The organism is Microcella sp., from assembly GCF_046296455.1.
Lineage (GTDB): Bacteria > Actinomycetota > Actinomycetes > Actinomycetales > Microbacteriaceae > Microcella.
This window is the reverse complement of sequence record NZ_JBKBLF010000012.1, coordinates 76,977-95,122: the sequence shown is the minus strand read 5'-3', so window position 1 is coordinate 95,122 and position 18,146 is coordinate 76,977. Positions and strand designations below refer to the sequence as shown.

The following is an 18,146-nucleotide window of genomic DNA, read 5'->3' as shown; positions in this document are numbered from 1 at the left end:
AGTGGCTCGGGGCGCAGCCGCCGCGGGACTAGGGCTGCGGCATCCGCGCGCGGCGCTGCCGCACGGCGAGCGCCGCGACGACGGCGAGCGGCCACAGCGACTCGAGGTTCGCGGCCGCGCGCTCGCTCACGCCGAGCAGCGAGTTGTCGGGCGAGGTCCACACGCTCAAGAACCACAGGCACAGCCCGCCGAGCAGCAGGGTGCCGAGCACCGCGCCTGCGGGTCGGATGAGCCACGGGTAGTCGCGCGAGCGCCGCATTCCCAGCACGGGCCAGATGGCCAGCAGCACGAACCCCGCGAGGGCCGCGAGCGTGTGCGCCGTCGAGCTCGAGGCGATCGTCGGCAGGGGGGAGGCCGCGACCCCGATCGTCGCGAGCCCGGCGAGCCCCAGGGCGATGCGCCCGGGTCGCCCGATGCCGACCGCAAACACGCTCGTGACGAGGTGGCTGACGCCGGTGAGGGCGAACATGATCGTCATGAAGACCCGCGTGGGGGCATCCCCCGCCGCCAGTTCACTGATGGTCTGCGTGACCGGGTCGAAGTCGGGCCAGAGCGCCTCGGCCACGAGCGTGCCGCCGATGAAGAAGACGGGCGCGAGGGCCGCTGAGACGAGCGCGGGCCGACGGACGAGGGGCGGGATGCTCTGCACCTGCTCACCGTACCCGCGCGGTGCTAGCGTCAGCACGATGCGCGATGACGCGCATCCACGCCGAAGGAGCGCACGATGGCCAAGAAGGTCTACACCCCCGAACAGCAGATCGATCGCTTGCGGATCTACAACATCGTGGCGGGCAGCGCGCACCTGCTGCAGGCAATCGGATTCGCGATCGTGCTGGGCATGCTCAGCACGCAAGTGCTGTTCGCCGTCACGGCCGACTACCTCGCGGGCCCTCCCGGCGTGCCGATCCCGCCCGAGCGCGTCACGCTCTTCGAGGTCAACATCGGCATCGGTGTCGTCGCCTTCCTCGCGCTGAGCGCCTTCTTCCACTTCCTCATCGCGAGCCCCTGGTTCTTCGGCCGCTACAAGAACGGGCTGCTCGCCAACCGCAACTACTTTCGCTGGGTCGAGTACTCGCTGAGCTCGTCGATCATGATCTGGCTGATCCTGGCCATCAACGGCGTCACCGACATCGCCGCGCTGTTCTCGATCTTCGCTGTCAACGCCGCGATGATCTTGTTCGGGGCGCTGCAGGAGAAGTACGAGCAGCCGGGCTCGGGCGGGCTGCTGCCGTTCATCTTCGGCTCGATGGTCGGCATCGTGCCGTGGATCCTGATCCTCATCTACTTTCTGCGCCCCGGCAGCGAAAGCGAGGTCGCGGCGCCCGATTTCGTCGTGGGCATCGTCATCTCGCTCTTCGTGTTCTTCAACACCTTCGCCATCAACCAGTGGCTGCAGTACAAGCAGGTCGGCAAGTGGAAGAGCTACCTGCAGGGCGAGCGCAGCTACATCACCCTCAGCCTCGTGGCCAAGACCGCGCTCGCGTGGCAGGTGTTCTCGGGCGCCATCATCCCGGCGCTCACGAGCTGACTCCCGCGCGGCCGGCGATCGGCGCCGGCCCTCTGCGAGAGGGGGTCGATGCCCTGAGCCAACCCGAATGGCTCGGGGCACCGACCGTGCCGGGCGGCGTGCTGTCACGTACCTGAAGGGGGGCGATCGCACGCCGGGGCGGGTCCCCGAACCCGGCAGACCTATGGTCTCGGGATGCGCGGGCACGCGCAAACGGCGCGACCGCGCGCGGTTCGCTTACCGAACATGCCCCCGCTCAGCACGAAAGCCCGGTCGAGATCGACCGGGCTTTCGGAGGCCGCGACTCGCGGCACTGGTTGCGGGGGCAGGATTTGAACCTACGACCTCTGGGTTACGAGCTTGCCGTTCAGTTTCACGCCCTCGGCCGAATGGTCGACGAGAGCTTGCCGGAGTGGCCCCCTTAAGGGGTAGACCGCTCAGTCTTCCCCGCAGATAGGCTGAGCAGTCGTGCCGCAAAATCGACCCGACATATGCTCGACTCTCACGCGGCAGTTTCGTCACCATCTTCTCGACCAGGGGTACGCCCGCGGAACCGTCGTACTGATTCGGCCTGGGTTTCGTGCCTATCCGGTTTCCTGTCCGGCGGTCGCCGGCAGGGGTGATTCTTGGTCAGCGTAGTAGGCCTGCTCGATCTCGACCGGGGTTCGGTAGTCGAGCTCGCCGTGGAGCCGTGCGTTGTTCCACCACCACACCCATTCCAAGGTCGCCAGCTCGACCTGCTCGACCGTTCGCCACGGCCCGCGGCGACGAATCAGCTCGGTCTTGAACAGCCCGTTCACCGCCTCGGCCAGAGCGTTGTCGTAGCTGTCGCCGACGCTGCCCGTGGACGGCTTCGCTCCAAGCTCGAGGATCCGATCCGTATAGACCACGGCCAGATAGTTCGACCCGTGATCGGCGTGATGCACGAGCCCGGCCAGGTCGCCTCCGGCATCCCACGCAGCCATATCGAGGGCTTGCAAGGGCAGCACGTCAGCCTTCAGAGTCGAGGCGACCCGCCAGCCGACGATGCGCCGGGAGAAGACGTCGGTGACGAACGCGACATAGGCGAACCCGCTCCACGTGGCGACATAGGTGATATCGGCAACCCAGAGCCGACGGGGAGCCATGGCAGTGAATCGCCGGTTGACCAGGTCGCCAGGCTTCACCGCCGCCGGGTCGGACGTGGTGGTGAATGTTCTCTTGCTGCGGCGCACGCCTTCAACTCCAGCGAGTCTCATAAGCCGGGCGGTCTGGTCGCGGCCGATCTGCCATCCCTGACGGCGCATCAGCGCATGCATCTTCCGCCGCCCGTAGACGCCGTAGTTCTCCGCGTGCAGGCGTGCCACTTCCGGAACGAGCAGGTCATCGCGCAGTTGCCGCACAGACGGCATGCGAGCTTTCGAGGCGCGATAGCCGCGGGCGGAGAGGAACCCACTCACTGCCGGACGCAACACCCGGCAGAGGAACTCGACCCCGAAGCGATCTCTCATCTGATCGATGAAGAGAATCATCTCGTCGTGGGGTGGTCGAGCTCCTTGGCGAAAAACACGCTCGCGGCCTTGAGGATCTCGTTGGCTTTTCGCAGCTCGGCGTTCTCGCGTTTCAGCCGTCGAATCTCGATCTCGGCCTCCGAGGTGATCCCCGGGGCGAGGCCCGCGTCGATCTCCTCGCGGCGAGCCCAGGTTCGCAGCGTCTCGGGGCTGATCCCGAGCAGCCCGCCCACGTGCTTCGCCGCCTCGGTCTTGCTCGGATGGTCGGGCAGCGCCTCGGCGAACATCCGCAGCGCACGCGACTTCATCTCTGGTTCAAACTTCTTAGGCATCAGGGTCCATCCTGGATTAGAGGACGGCACTAAACCCAGGCCGAATCACAAGTGCCTATGCAGTAACTCATCAAAGACGTCGAGAGTTTCTGTTCTTGTCGAACAGGATGGCGTGAGCGCGGGCGAGTAGGAACTGGTGACGCGGACGCGCCCGGGATTGCTTGACAGACGGCAATAAGTGTGGGATCCTAACAGGCTCTTCAGCGCCGCTCCTGGTGATCGTGAAGACAACTAGAACGTGCTCCCCCCGCTGGGCGCACTCGTGGCCCACTGGCCACAAGCACCACCGCCACGATCAAAAAAGGAGCATCACCATGCAGTTCGTCCGCATCGCTGGAGCAGCACTCCTCACAGGAGTCGGTCTCGGAAGTCTCGCCGCAAGCTCGGTCTTGTGGAAGCAAACCGGCATTGAGTTTGGTCCGGTTCTTCGAAGCCTTCTCGCTCCTCGCATTTAGCGAAGGACTCGAACTGCCGCGCGACGTTCGTGCGGACAGCTACGTCTATAGCCATCAACCTTTCCACCCGACAGACTTAGTCCAACCTCCTGAGGAGCACTCCATGACCCTGTTCGACGCCGCCGCGTTCACTGTTTCAAAGGCCAAGCCCCTGCCCGTCGTATTGTTGCTCGACACGAGCGGAAGTATGAGCGGTGCAAAGATCGCCTCGCTCAACGAAGCTGTGCGCCTGATGCTCGGCACCTTCACGAAAGAGGAATCGCAGGCGAATGAATTCCTCGTCTCGATCGTCACCTTCGGTAGCTCCACTGGTTTGCTCGTCCCGCCGACCCCTGCATCTGAGTTCCAATACCGCGACCTCGTCGCGGGCAACGGGACGCCACTCGGGCAGGCGATTGGTGCTGCAAAGCAGCTGATCGAGGACAAGGGCCAGACACCATCACGTGCATACCGCCCACTCGTCGTCCTCGTCTCTGACGGTCAACCGACCGACTCCTGGGAGGGCCCGCTCGCAGACTTCGTCGGAAGCGGCCGCTCGGCAAAGTGCGACCGTATGGCCCTCGGGATCGGTGAGGAGGCGTATTCCGGCTCTGGCCGCGCCACCCTCGAGAAATTCATCGAAGGCACCGAGCACAAGGTGTTCGAGGCAAAGGATGCGGGTGAGATCCACAATTTCTTCAAGTTCGTCACGATGTCGGTCGTGACCCGGAGCTTGTCGCAAGACCCAAACGCCGTACCCAAGGACGCAACGCTCAAGCCGCCGACCGCGAATCCCACTGCGTCCCCGACCGACGCCAGTCAGGAAGACAGTTACTGGTAATGGCGCTGTGGCTCATTTGCGATGCCTCGGGGAGCATGATCGAGGGTGGCAAGCGACTTGTCGTTCGCGGTCTGTTGCGGGAGGTCGAGCAGTACTGCCGCCTTGGCTACGCGCCCCAGACCGATCTCAGGCTGGTGGCGTGGCGCGACGAGGTTATGCCCCTACCGTGGCAGCCGGGCGACGAAGTACCTGCCGAGCAACTCGAATGCCACGGGTCAGGGAAAGCGTCATCGCTTATTCAGCTCGTTGGGTCCGCCGCAGACGATCGATTCCTCATCCTCACGGATGGGTTCTGGACCAACGAGGCCGCCCGAGAGCTCAAGCAGTGGCGGGCTGGGCTTGCCGGAGATGCGCTGAGAGTAGTGAAGGTTGGAGCAGACGCCAACCCGAAGCTATCCGGCTTCGGCGTCTTCGAGCCAGAAGACCTTTTCGCCGCGTTGGACGGATGGCTCGCAGCGTGACCACAGGCGGCTGGCGAAGCTTCGGCGTAAGTGTAATCGGCCCTGGGCACGTCTCGACGGGGAAGCCCAACCAGGATGCGTGGGCTTCGTTCCATCACCCTTGGGGCGATGGCGTCGTAGTGTCCGACGGGCTCGGCTCTAAGCAGCACTCTGATTGGGGGAGCGCCGCTGCGTGCCGAGCGGTCGAAACGGCCGCATTCGCCCTTTCACGTCAAACGCTCGACGACGGTCCGGCAACGGCTAATTTCCTTGCTCGAGTGCGCGACGAGTGGGTCAGAGCGATCGAGCCACTCGACCCTCGCGACAGCTCTGCGACATGCATCTTTGCCGTCGCGGACGGCGAGAACCGCCTTCGTATTGGCCTGCTTGGGGACGGGGCCGTCGTTGCGGTAATGAGGGACGGATCAGTCGCGGCACTGACAGACGACAAGTCCGGCGGCTTCTCGAACATGACGAGCGCCCTTTCGCCCAACGCGACTGCTGAAAGTTGGCAAATATCAACGATTCCTGCCACCGAGTGTGTGGCGGTGGTTCTCTGCACGGACGGTATCTCGGATGACCTCGAAGACCTTGCCGGTTTTGCGAAGGAGTTCATCAAATCTTTCGGCGACATGCCGGCGCTGGCTGCATCCCGCCAGATCCATGAAGTGCTCATGAATTGGCCGGTGCCTAAGCACTCCGACGACAAGACGCTCGCCTGCCTCGTACGAGAGGTACGCGCCGATGACTAATGGGTCTCCCCCACATGGTGGTGTAGCCCTCGCAGACCAGTACGGGTACCTGCACCGGCTCGCGGGCGAACTGGCGCGCGGTGGGCAGGGGGTGGTGTACCGAACTGGGGATGCAGACCTCGCAGTGAAGCAACCGCTCGGCGTTGATGGGGAGCCCGACCGTGGCGCCAACTTAGCAGGTCGGTTTGCGAGCATCCGAACGCTCCCATTGCCGCCTCGCATCCCGGTATCGCTGCCGCTCGCCACCCTCCGTGATCAGCCGGGCTATGTCATGCGGCTACTGAATAGCATGCTGTCCTTCGGTTCATTCGAGCTCGGAGCTGATCGGCGCGATCAGTTGCTCGCGTCCGAAACGCCCGCGTGGCTTGCTGGCGTCATGGATCAAGCGACCGCAGCTTTGCTTCTGCACTACGCCCAGACGGGGTCCACTAAACGGCGCCTCTGGGCACTCTCCAGAGTCGCCGCAATCCTCGGACGGTTGCATGCCGCCGGGCTCGTCTACGGCGATATCTCACCAAACAACTGCTTTGTTGCGGCGGGAGTCGAGCCCGAGGTGTGGCTGATTGACGCGGACAACCTTCGCTATGAGGTGCTGGACGGAGGAAGCGCCGTCTACACACCGCGCTACGGCGCACCGGAAATCGTCCAAGCACGCGACCGTTCTCGCCCGCGGACCGACTGCTGGGCCTTCTCCGTCATGGCTTTCGAGACACTCACGCTCGTCCACCCGTTTATCGGCAAGAAGGTACTCGACCCTGATGATGATGCTGGGGGCTGGGACGCGGCGCCAGTCGTCGCCGGGGAGCCCGCCGACTTGGATGAAAAGGCATATGGCGGATACCTCCCCTTTGTCGATGATGAAGACGATGACTCGAATCCTGCGATGTCGGGACTGCCGCGCGATCTGGTCCTGATGCCCCAACTAGCAAAACTCTTCCAGGAGACTTTCGTAGCCGGGCGCCTCAGCCCGTGGAGGCGGCCTGCGGCGGCGTTCTGGGCGCGAGCACTCACCCAGGCCCATGATCAGTCGCTCGTTTGTGACTCCTGTCAGATGAGCTATTACCGCCAACACACGGCCTGCCCTTACTGCGGTCGGCCGAGACCCGCCCACGTGCTTGCCCACACAGATCGCTGGGAGATCGCGTTGCAGCTCGACAAGGGTGGCGAGACGCGGCTGCCCCACCGCCTGTTTCACCCGTACTCGCTCGAGGCCAACGCCCATAGCGAGTATGAGGCTGTCATCGATCCTGCTACTCGGGAGGTCAGCCACGTTCGGGGGACCGCTGCGCTGCCCGCCGATGTGAGCTTCGAGTTCGAGGACGGTGTGACATGAAGTTCTCACAGATACCGGGGGGGCGCTTCAGACTCCGCATCAGTAGCGCTAGCACTGAGTCGCTCGCGTCGCTCCTCGACCCGAAGGCAGACAGCAGAGCGGTTGTAGCAATCGATCCGGCTCCGTTGCCGGGCGAGTTCCAGTTGCTACTCTCAGATCGGCTCATGCCCGTACGTGCAATCGACATCGGTGCGGCAATGGACTTCAACGCGGAGCTGACGCTCGGTCGTGCGCTCCTCGCGCAACTCGCAAACCCAGCTCCCGACGGGAGCGTCGATCTCGAGGTCGCCTTCTTCGTCGGCCCGGAGCTCGAGATGGGCGACGTGGAGATCGGGGTCGACGAGTACGTCGCACGCCGGGTCAGTGAGGTCGAGCGCCACAGGGTGCGCGACCTAGCGAGCTGGATGGAGTCGCAGTTCGCCTATCGCGCCGACGACCGGGCTTACTACTTCTTGTCTGCGGGTCCGATAATCGATGACACCCTGACCGAGATTGCTCTGACCGACGTTACGGAGGGGACTGCGCCACGGGTCGAAAGCACGGTCAAGAACTCATTTCTGCTTCACGGTTCAAGCGTGCGCGCAGTCGCAACAGCCACGCCCATACCGGACGGGCGGGTGATCCATATAGCCAGTCGACTGACGAAAGTTTCAGCCGTGCCCGAACAGCATGTCCGACTCGGAAGAGGACAGCTCGCCTTCGGCGACTGGACGGACGCGGGGCAGATCCAGATTCTCGTGCAAGCAAAGCTTGCAACGCTCACACAGGCCGAATCGAGTTACCTACGAAAGTGGGACGAGTTCGGCGACGTGGAGGGTGAGCTTCTTCTCAAGGGAGCACGTGCGTTCGGCGCGGTCCGGTACGCCGAACCTGTGGAGAATCGCGATGGCACCACCACCGTTCGGATCGTCGACGCAACAGGCGATGCGCTTGCCGCGCTGCGTGGCAGCTCGATCGAGTCGGTAGAGATCGTCGACGAGGAGCCGCCCTACCTCGTCAACCCGAGTTTGACGTTCGCTGCCTTTTCACGATCGCTAGCGGAGGCGGCGGACCTCGATGACAGCGGTCCTCGGAGTCGAGATTCGTTTCGCGGTACCCACCTCAAGATCGTTCGATTCGATAATGAGACAAGGAGCGTGACTCTTGATGGAGTTAGGGTCGCCCCGTCGGGCACGCTTGTTCTATCTCTCCAAGGCGAGGTCGCGCAGATTCGACGCCGCCACAGCGCGCGGAAAGCGATTGTCCAAGGGCGCTCGGCGAACCCGCAACTTGGACTCATAATCGAAGAGAACGGCGAGATCACCTCGCTTCGGTCACCTCAAAAAGTGGCGTCGCTCACGGCCTTCGTCCGCGGCAAAGTATTCCGCAATGCCCCGACCGTCATGCAAGTAAAAGCGATCGAGGTTGCGCTCAACACCCCTGACATAGCAATGATCCAGGGGCCACCGGGTACTGGGAAGACAACGGTGATCGCCGCAATCCTCGAGCGACTCAACGAGGAAGCCGCCGCGGCCGGGAAGTCTCTCTCGGGACGCGTCCTTCTCACCGGTTTCCAGCACGACGCGGTTGAGAACTTGATCGATCGACTGTCACTGAACGCCATCCCGGTGCCGAAGTTCGGAACGCGGTCAGGCACTTCTCATGAAGCGAACTCGTTCGAACGACACCTGGAGCTTTGGTCAGGCGATATTGCGCAACGACTTCGTGAGAAGAATCCGCAGCTAGCCGATGTGGAGCACGAAGCCGAGATTCGAGACCAGTACGTTCAGTATCTCCAGTCGCCTTCACGACGGCTCGCGCTCTGCCTCGTCCAGGGCATCGCCAAGCTGGAGAGCGCCATTCTCGGCGAGAACCTTAGTCGGCAGACCGCTCGCCTCCTTCACCAACTGGAGTCTGAAGAAGTCGCGGCAGCTCCAGGATCAAAGCGACTCGATTCAGCACGTCGGATCCGCGTTCGCCCCGAGAGCTTTGCCGACGACGGACCGACTCGTGCCGAGGATGCGCTTATCGATCTGGAGACCGTGCTCGAGCCTTCCGAGGCGAGCGTGCTCGATAAGGCGAGCATGTGGGACCAGGCACGCGGCGTGCCGCCGTTCCTTGATGAGCTCGCAGAGGCGAAGCGGTGCCTTCTTCTGCGGCTGACCGAGCCCCCCGTGTTTCGGGTAGAGAAGCAGAGCGACGAGGTCGTCGGGCTCACCGCGCGGGCCCTGGCGCGGATCCGGCAGCGCGGCCATTCAACGACTGATCGAAAAGCCGCAGTGCTCGCGGAGTTCCTCGCCGAGCTGGAGAACAACCCGCCCGGCATAGTCGACAGCGTGGCGCAGTTCAGCTACGCCTTTGCCGCTACGGTTCAGCAGAGCGTCAACAAGAATATGCAAATCCGAAAGGGCGTGTCAGGAGGCACCGCCCAGCAGCTCGAGTACGACTACGTGATCATCGACGAGGCGGCCCGAGTCTCGCCGCGCGACCTGATGATTCCGATGTCTCAAGGCAAGAGAGTCGTCCTAGTCGGGGACCACCGCCAACTTCCTCACATCATCGATGAAGAGGTCGCGCGCAGTATGGATGCAGGCGAGGCAAGCGCGGACGAACTCGACTGGTTGAAAAAGTCGATGTTCGAGTACCTGTTTGCCGAGCGGCTCAAGGCGCTAGAGGCAGCCGACGGCATCCAGCGCCGAGTCACACTTGATAAGCAGTTCCGCATGCACCCGGAGCTCGGTCAACTTATCAGCCGCACTTTCTATGAGCGGTTCGACCCAAGGGAGCGGTTCGGGTCGGGCCTGCCTGCCAGCCACTTCACGCACAGCCTCCCCGGCACCGGCGGCAAGCCGGCTGTCTGGCTCGATGTACCGGTGGAGTCGGGTACTGCACGGCGTAACGGAACCAGCTGGACCAGGCAGGCCGAGTCCGACCGAATAGTTGGGCAGCTCCGAAACTGGATTGAGTCGCCCGAGGGGGCCGACCTGACCTTTGGAGTCATCTCGTTCTACAAGGCACAAGCTGACCTCATCCGGGGTCAGCTTCGGCAGCAGCTCGGAGCGGTTGTCGACGACGAACACCGTATCCGCGTCGGCACAGTCGACTCGTTCCAAGGCATGGAGTTCGACGTCGTATTCCTCTCGATCGTTCGTACGGTCCCGCAGGAGTGGACCCAACGAGGATCTGAGGAGGCCGCCGCGCGGGGACTGTTCGGCCACCTCGGCTTGTACAACCGACTAAACGTGTCTATGAGTCGACAAAAGCGCCTCCTCGTCGCAGTCGGTGACGTAGGTCTCGTTCAGCACCCCCTGGCGGACACGTACATCCCAGGCCTGGCGGACCTCTATCGCCTCAGCGTTGGGGCCGCGTTCACGAGTTCGCCGCCGGCACAGACCGAGATCGCCTTCCCGCTGCCACCGGGGCAGGTCGTCCAACAGTCAGACGAGAGAAAGCCAGGGTTTTTTAGTCGAATCTTCGGCAGAGGGCTGGAGTGATGTCGCGATGACGAGACTTCTGGACTTCGGCACCCCCGACCGATTCTCGGGCATCTTTGGGCGACCCCGCACGCTCGCCTGGCCTGTCGACGCCTACCGCGTCACGATCCCCAAGCCGCCAGGGCGCGGCGATGGACTGAACCCGTTCGAGCGCGTCGTGCTTGGCGTGCTCCAGGCGGAGCAGGCCATGTCTATAGAAAACATCGCGGACACGACCTGCATCCCTGCCGACCTTGTCAGGAGCGTGTTGTTGCGCCTCCACGATCGAGGCCTTGTAGATCGAGATCGCCGACCGACAAGCGACGCGGCGCAGTCGACCAGGGGGCTCACCGAAGAGACGCGCTACGTCACAGCGATGGTTTTCCGGGATGCGATCAGCGGCCAGCTCCTCCCCTACGTTCACCAACTCGATGGGCGTTCTGGCCTGAGCTACAAGGAGCACAAGAAGGGTGAAGTTACCGAAATTCGCCCCGGCCGTGGCGTGAGAAGCTCCCCTTCACCAGATTCGAAAATGGTGATCTCCGCGATTCGTCAAGCGAGGAGCCGCGCAGCTTCGGACACAAACTCATTTCACCTGCCGATGGCGTCGCAGATTCGAGTTGCTTCGGAACCGGAGCAGCACCTCCTGGAATGTCGAATCGCGATTCTACGAAGCGATGCTGAATTCCGGATTGCGAATCCATTCGGGAACGGCTTTTCGCTCGCCCTGGAGGAGTCGATGTCGCAGTTGCTCGGTGCCGACGAGCGTCTACAAGGGTGGATGACGAATTGGCGTGATTCGCTCATGTCCTCAGACCGCAAGGCCGATAGTGGTGGTCGTCCGCTCGAGCCCTACGAGGAGGGCGCGATTCGTCGGCGCTACCCGAACCTGGTGAACTCACTCACTCCCGACCGCAAGCTCCACGTCCGGTCGACGAAGAAAATCTATGACTCGCTCGAATGGGCCCTTTTCTACTGCACAGACGCGCGAAGCGCCAAGATCGCCGTCGAGGTGCTCCGGCAGACTGCGGCCGCAGACTGGTCCAGCACGCTCTCGATGGCGGCCGAAAAGATCGGTCTGGCCACGCCGAAGTACGGATTTCGCGCGATCCCTTCCGGCCGATTAACGGACTTCCTGGATGGCAAAGCAGAGATGGCGACCACTTCTGCCATCGCACTGACGCAGGCAGCATTAGACGTCGAGCACCCGCTCCGCGCAGTTGCAGAACGTTTTCCCGGCCTGCTGCTCACTATCCAGGAGATCAAAGAGATCAGAGACAGCAGTGCTCACGGGGATGCTGCGGCAACGGCGGTAGGCGAGTCCCGGTTCGATCCGTTTCTCCGGGAGTGTGTGTCATTGCTCCTTCCCGACGTTCGCTTCGACAGTTCGTCGATTGCGCCGCGATCGAAATCATCGCTCGACGAGGAAAGGTTCGAAGCGCGGACGGCGCTTCTTGGTGCGCTCGGCTACAGGCTCCTCAACCAACTGAACATGGCGGCACAGAATGCGCTGCTAGACGCTGAGCATCATTGGCGATTCCACGAGGACGACGAGGACGCAATGCCGATGATCAGCGCTTTGAACGCCTCGCTACAGGCCGTGTCGCGCGAGTTGCTTGTGACGGCGGCGAACCCTGGGCTCGCTGAGCGGGAGTACCTGCAGACCGTCGCAGAAGCGGCTCGGGCCGCTGGCCTGGGGGAGCTTCCTCCGACACTGGCCACTGTCCGGCCCGAGCGAGTTCGTGAGGCGCTGCAGGGCAACGGCTCGACACTCGGCGCATGTCTCGTTGCCTACCTGATCACCGCCGGTCCAGAGCGGCTCGTGCAACTAGCAGAGCAACAACCCGCTCTGCTGCAGGACCTCGGCGAGGTCCTTGCGCGGCGAGGCCACGGAAACGAAGCCGCACCGATGTCCAAGGCGGAGGCCGGTCGGCTCCGGAGAGCAACCCTAAGATCAATCCGAACGCTACTGGAGGCCTAGATGGACAAGACGCCGAATCGCTCGGACCCCCGAGCGAAAGACCAGTCCGCCGCCGCACAAAGCGCCGTGGCCCCCGACAACACCGTCACCCGGCGGGCGGAGCTCGAGAAGCTAGCTAAGGCGATCGCGAAGGAACGCGACTTGCTTGAACATGACAAGGCAGCAATGGTGGAGCGGGAGCTGGCCGTCAGGCAGGCCGAGTCCGTCCGGGATGCGGACTACGCGGGCGCTCGTGCAGCGCTTGACCTTGAACTCTTCGAGCGACGGCAAGTCGCCGAGGACGAGCTCAGCCAGCTTCGCTCTGGCCGTCTCGCCGAGATTGCCCAGGCCGAGGATGTCGAACGCCAGCGAGTCCGAGCGGATATCGCGCGCGAGCGTGAAGCGTGGGAAGCTCAACGGTCGTCTCAGGAGTCAGCGCTCCAGCAGTTTCGCGCCGAGGTCGAGTCCCAGAAAGGTACGGTGTTCGCGGTCCAGAGTTCGCTCGATGGCAAACGCTTGGAGATAGAGGGGCTCGAGCAGGAGCTAGAGCTACGCGAGCAACGAGCGAAGCGGAACGTGCAACGCCGGGCGGAGAATCTCGACGAGGAGATAACGGTACTCGTGGCGGAACGCCACCGCTCGTTCGAGAGCGAGCTCGAGTCGGTCCACGCCGAGGCAGAGCAGCTTCGCGTGACGATCCGCTCGCAAGAAAGCCTGCTCGCAGCCGTCGACGCGCTAAAGCAGCAGCTCGGTGACAGTGAGCCTGCGGCGGTGATCCAGATGCTCAACAGCAAGACGGACGAGATCACACGCCTACAGGAGGAGCTCGCAACCCGACCCACCGATGAGCTGAGGGCCCGCTACACCCAACTCGAAGAGCAGGCACGTGGGGTGCAGGAGGAAAGTGAGCGCCTCAAGCAGAAGATCAACGCGGACGCACAGCTCGTTGCACAGCAACGCGAACTCCAGCTGGAGAACGGCAAGCTGGTGGCCGAGAACAAGACGCTCGGCCAGAAGGCAATGCTCTTCGAACGCGCATCAGAGCAGGCGTACGCTGAGCTCAATCGGCTTCGTTCGGCCTACGAGCGCCCCGCCGAGGTTGAGTCGCGTTACCGGGAGATCGAGAACCCGCAGGTGCGTGCCGCTGAGATTCAGCAACCGCCGGTGCAACAGGGGCTCGACGAGCAGCAGTGGTTGTCCGAGATCGAGCGGAAGAGTGAGGCGTACGGGCTCCATTTCAACTCGCGCATCCTTAAGGCATTCCACACGGCGCTCAAGACTGCGGAGTGGTCGCCTCTCGCCATTCTTGCGGGCGTGTCCGGCACGGGTAAGTCAGAACTGCCGCGGATCTACTCCCACTTCGGTGGCCTCTTCTTCGAGCCGCTTGCCGTGCAACCCAACTGGGACAGTCAGGAGTCGATGCTCGGGTTCTTCAACTCGATCGACAACAAGTTCGACGCGCAGCCGGTCCTACGTTTCCTCGCGCAGAGCCAGAAACCATGGGTAGCGGACGCAGATGGAGTTCCCTACCCGGGCCTTGCCGATGCCGTCAGCCTTATCCTCCTCGACGAGATGAATCTCGCGCACCCCGAGCTCTATTTCGCGGAGTTCTTGAGCAAGCTCGAGTTGCGGCGCGGGCGCAAGGCGTCTGAGGTCCCAACCCTCCCGGTGAAAATCGGCGCTGGAATGCCGGAGTACCAGCTGCCGCTCGGGCGGAACGTCCTGTGGGCCGGCACGATGAATCAAGATGAGACGACGAAGTCGCTCTCGGACAAGGTTCTGGACCGGTCGATCATCATTCACTTTCCTAGGCCGACCGACCTGAAGCGCCGCCTCCACCTGGCGCCCCTCGACGCGACCAACCGAGGCGCCCTGCTCCACAAGAACGACTGGAACGCGTGGAAAGCGCAGGACAGTAACTTCACCGACGAACAAATCCGCCCTTTCAAGTCGTTCGTCGAAGAGATAAACGCCGCGCTGTCTTCAGTCGGCCGTGCAGTCGGACACCGCGTGTGGCAGTCGATCGAGTACTACATGGCGAACCACCCAGACGTGCGCGCGGCTGACGCCGGCTCCCCCGGGCTGGAGAAAGCGATGCACGTTGCCTTCGAGGATCAACTTGTGCAGAAAGTCATGCCGAAGCTGCGCGGAATCGACACCCGTGGTCGGAGTAAGGACGAGTGCCTCGACAAGATCCGGGGACAACTCATCACCGGTATCGCAGGCAATGGGTTCAACTTGGCCGAGGACTTCGACCTCGCTATGGAGCTCGGCTACGGCCAGTTCATGTGGCAAACCGCCAACTATTTGAAGGCGGACGACGCCGATGAGTCTGCGTGAGGTTTATCGAGTCTTCGGGGATGACTCCGAAGCTGGCCGGACAGCCAGGCGGGTGCTCGAGCAGCAGAACTGGTTCACGACGCTCGCCGACTTCGACCCAAAGACTGGAGAGGCGCTCCCGCTCGGGCTCGACGAGGTGATGCGGCGACTGAACCGCCGACCGGAGCCCACGTTGATGCACGACCGACTCTGGCGGATCGCAGAACACAGTCGAGTCGCCGTCGAACACCTGCTCGACTCGCTCAACGAGAGCCCTCGCCGCGAGCAGGCGCTGCTCCCCATCCGCGCGGTACGCGAGGTCAACGCGACCAGCTTGATCGCACTCAACCGAAGGCCCGGTCGCAACGTCCGCGAGAAGCTGGCTGGCCGCCCGTACATGCACGCGGTTCGCCGGTACCAGTCTATCGACCTGCCCGAGAATCGCCTGCTCAAAGTATTCGCTGCACGGCTGGCAGAGCTGCTTGAGCTCCGTCACGAGTACCTGCGCGACGAGGATACGCTCCTCGCAGTAATGCAGAGCTGGCTTCGCGGCGACGAGTCTGCGCGTATCGGGCGATGGGACAACCTCCCGCCGAACAACACCCTTCTCTCACACCGCGCCTACCGGCGCGTTTGGGATGCGTGGCGGTGGCTCCAGACGCTTGACGACGACATCGACCGAGACATACGGCGGGCTGCGGAGCGCGCCGAGACCGTCAGTGAGTGGGAAGGTCACGCGCTGGATTTCCGCGAAGGGACGGTTGGCTACGGCGACATGCCAGTGCTCTTCGACTACGAGGAATTCACGATCCGGCCTTGGTTGGCGAAGCTTGCGCAACGGGCGATACCGGCAGCAGAAAGGCCCGAGGTTACACGCGTCGTCGGCGCGGTCTGCGTCGACCTCACTGAGCCTCGACCTAGATACTCGACTGCAGGGAACGTTGGGCGGGAGACCGGTGAGCTTTACGTATGGCAGCGCTGGGCGCGGGATGGCGACATTGTCGATCTCGAGTTGTACGGGGCTGACTTTCCGATTTTGCACCCCGAGTCCGTAAGCATTGCGGTGCCAGACCTGTTCTTCCAGCGAGATGTCGACCCGGGTCTTGCCGATGCCGCGGCCCGTTCCTTCGCACGTCGACTCCGGTGGGCGTACGACGACGCATCGCTTACGTGGCTGATCCCCGACCACCTCAACGAATTCCAAGTCGAGATCCTCCGTCGGAACTTGAACTCACGGTTTCCGCTCGCCAAACCTCTGCCGCGGTCCGTCGCAGCCGTGTTTGCCGAAATCGACTACAAACAGATCAAAGGCGAAGGATTCGCGGTCGTCGTCCTCGACAACTCCGGGGGTACTACAACTGCGACTCGCCTCGTCGCACGAATCGACAGCGACTTGGCCAAGCGGCTACCTGGGAGCAAGGGCTACTACTGGGAACGAACGCCCACGGTTGTCGTTGGTGAGTCTGGTGAGAAGTTCAAATCGCTTTCGACCGTTTCCCACGTGGAAGACAACGGCCAGTGGTGGGAAGGGGAGTCGAGAGAGGGTGTAGCGCGGATAACCGAAAAGGACCTTCGGGCTCGCTTCGACGTCGGGAACTTCGACAAGCTGCTCATCGTCAAAGACTCACCGGTCACCGGAGGGTCCAGGCTTAACGAACTGGAGGCCGCCGCTGGCGATATGGGGCTCTGGAGAGACCACATCCCCGAGTTGTCAATCAAGGTCATAAAAGACCACCGGTACCAGGCCTTCTACCTAGTCGGGAAGAAGACAACAATCCGACCCGTTCGCGGGGTTGGCGTGGCCATTCCAGTGAGAGAGAAATTCACGCTACCAGCGGGCAAGTCGCACTACCGGTTCCCGCTCTTCCAGGGGAGCGACGCAAACGACCTCGGCTTCGAGGCTCGAATCGAGTCACCGAGCTTCCCGCTCGCACACGAAACGGCGTGCAGGATTCGGATGACTTACACCTACGGCGTCGACGACCCCTATCGTCTCGTGTTCGAGCCGCTGGATCGGTCCTTCCCGCCCGTCCAAGTCAAGTGGCGACCCAAGAGTGTTGAGCCCGTGACCGATGCGCCCGGCCCCGCTTACCCGACTCCCCTCACGTGGCAGGAGCTCCAGTCCTACTACTACGCAGAGACGGGGAGGACTTCCGATTACCCCGATTGGGCAGTCAATCAAACCGAGAGGCTCCTTGAGCGCATAGAAACGCCCAAGCAGCTCGACAAAGGCACGGTCGCGCGGCCCTGGCGCACAGACAGGAACGGGAAGCAATTCACGTTCATCTCCGTGCCCCATGACGACGACGTCTTCCTTCATGAGAACGGTCTAACTCCAGGATCTGCGTGGTCGAGTATTCACGAAGGCGCAACTGTCTACTTCGATATGGTCGCGGGCAAGGACGGCCGATCATCGGCCCGAAACGCATCGACGAGTCCCGTCCGAGAGAAGTCGCTCCCAGATCTCGTCGGGTCAATTCGCTCAGCACTCTACGTGCCATACATCAAGACCTGGTCCGATGGGCGCTCGATCCAGGATGCAGCGTGCCCCACCGGGCTCAGAAGGAGGATTGGGCCGCTTGCTGCACGTCTGGTTGGTGCGATGCGGCTCCCTGAAGCATCAGCCGACCTTCGTCGGGAGATCCTTTTCCTGCTCTGCTGCATGCATCGGGACATGCCCGAGGTAGTGTCTCGAGAGCTTCTGGCTGGGCTAGATTCTCCGCAGATCGATGAGCGTGCTTACGGATTCGCCCTTGGCGACCTGAATGAAGCCTGGCAACAGCAGATCCTGCAGCAGCTCCTTTCTGTGCAGACCCCTCGTCGTTTGTCGGTTTTGGCCCAGGCGATCTGGCGCTCGGAGGCAGTCATTCGGTTCCTGGATGAGTCGGCGATCCTCAGCCTTTCGGAGCAGATCAATGACGAACTCTGGTCGCTACAACAACTCGTTGCCCCGGAAAAGGAAGCGGTCTCGACAATCACCCGCTTATGTGAACTACTCCTCGGCCTTCTCCGAAGCCGAGACTCCGAGGTACCTGGTGAACGTTCGGTGCTCCAACCGGGTCAGCCGGTGACACAGAAACTCGTCAATGCCGTAGAACTTAGCGTGGCGGCTGTCGATCGATCTGGCCTGCCGCTTCGATCTCGAGTGCAGGTCGGGGGCATGCCGGATAAGCCGCCGGGAGACCACACGCCGGACCTCCTTTACGCGTTACGCCTATACCTCACCGGCGACGACGGTGCCAATGCAATCCGGGTCACCGGAGTCCTGGATGGAGACGACCAGTAA

Annotated in this window: 11 protein-coding genes; 9 read left to right on the top strand and 2 right to left on the bottom strand. The window is 62.8% G+C overall.

Annotated features, from left to right (window positions below; all coding sequences use genetic code 11):
• Window positions 1-28: 28 nt before the first annotated feature.
• Complete coding sequence (locus ACK4HH_RS08170; protein WP_409650575.1) at window positions 29-649, bottom strand: DUF998 domain-containing protein; 621 nt, start codon at window positions 647-649, stop codon at window positions 29-31.
• 75 nt (window positions 650-724) lie between these two features.
• Here ACK4HH_RS08170 and heR point away from each other — a divergent pair, with 75 nt between their 5' ends.
• Complete coding sequence (heR, locus tag ACK4HH_RS08165) at window positions 725-1,528, top strand: heliorhodopsin HeR (RefSeq protein ID WP_409650573.1); 804 nt, start codon at window positions 725-727, stop codon at window positions 1,526-1,528.
• 563 nt (window positions 1,529-2,091) lie between these two features.
• On the opposite strand, the gene ACK4HH_RS08160 is transcribed toward heR, so the two are convergent.
• Window positions 2,092-3,329 (bottom strand): IS3 family transposase gene (locus tag ACK4HH_RS08160; RefSeq protein WP_409650571.1). Its coding sequence is split into 2 segments (ribosomal slippage): window positions 2,092-3,044 and window positions 3,044-3,329, totalling 1,239 coding nucleotides; the frame shifts between segments, so codons are not numbered across the junction.
• A 558-nt stretch (window positions 3,330-3,887) separates the two neighbouring features.
• Here ACK4HH_RS08160 and ACK4HH_RS08155 point away from each other — a divergent pair.
• The 8 genes from ACK4HH_RS08155 to ACK4HH_RS08120 all read left to right on the top strand — a co-directional run bounded on the left by ACK4HH_RS08155 (window position 3,888) and on the right by ACK4HH_RS08120 (window position 18,146).
• Window positions 3,888-4,604 carry a vWA domain-containing protein gene (locus ACK4HH_RS08155; RefSeq protein WP_409650569.1) on the top strand — a complete coding sequence of 239 codons (717 nt, stop codon included), beginning with the start codon at window positions 3,888-3,890 and terminating at the stop codon, window positions 4,602-4,604.
• A complete protein-coding gene (locus tag ACK4HH_RS08150; RefSeq protein WP_409650567.1) occupies window positions 4,604-5,065 on the top strand; it encodes a VWA domain-containing protein in 462 nt (153 codons plus the stop codon). Before ACK4HH_RS08155 ends, ACK4HH_RS08150 begins: the two co-directional genes overlap by 1 nt.
• On the top strand, window positions 5,050-5,796 hold the full coding sequence (locus ACK4HH_RS08145) for a PP2C family serine/threonine-protein phosphatase (RefSeq protein ID WP_409650565.1): 747 nt from the start codon (window positions 5,050-5,052) through the stop codon (window positions 5,794-5,796). The genes ACK4HH_RS08150 and ACK4HH_RS08145 overlap by 16 nt, the downstream gene beginning before the upstream one ends.
• 289 nt (window positions 5,797-6,085) lie before the next feature.
• A complete protein-coding gene (locus tag ACK4HH_RS08140) occupies window positions 6,086-7,129 on the top strand; it encodes a protein kinase domain-containing protein (RefSeq protein WP_409650563.1) in 1,044 nt (347 codons plus the stop codon).
• Window positions 7,126-10,602 carry a DEAD/DEAH box helicase gene (locus tag ACK4HH_RS08135; protein ID WP_409650561.1) on the top strand — a complete coding sequence of 1,159 codons (3,477 nt, stop codon included), beginning with the start codon at window positions 7,126-7,128 and terminating at the stop codon, window positions 10,600-10,602. The genes ACK4HH_RS08140 and ACK4HH_RS08135 overlap by 4 nt, the downstream gene beginning before the upstream one ends.
• A gap of 7 nt (window positions 10,603-10,609) precedes the next feature.
• On the top strand, window positions 10,610-12,562 hold the full coding sequence (locus ACK4HH_RS08130) for a hypothetical protein (RefSeq protein ID WP_409650559.1): 1,953 nt from the start codon (window positions 10,610-10,612) through the stop codon (window positions 12,560-12,562).
• Window positions 12,563-14,881, top strand: a complete 2,319-nt coding sequence (locus ACK4HH_RS08125) for a chromosome partitioning protein ParA (protein ID WP_409650557.1) — start codon at window positions 12,563-12,565, stop codon at window positions 14,879-14,881. It begins immediately after the preceding gene.
• Window positions 14,868-18,146 (top strand): DNA-binding protein, encoded by a 3,279-nt coding sequence (locus tag ACK4HH_RS08120; RefSeq protein WP_409650555.1) that lies wholly within the window; start codon window positions 14,868-14,870, stop codon window positions 18,144-18,146. The genes ACK4HH_RS08125 and ACK4HH_RS08120 overlap by 14 nt, the downstream gene beginning before the upstream one ends.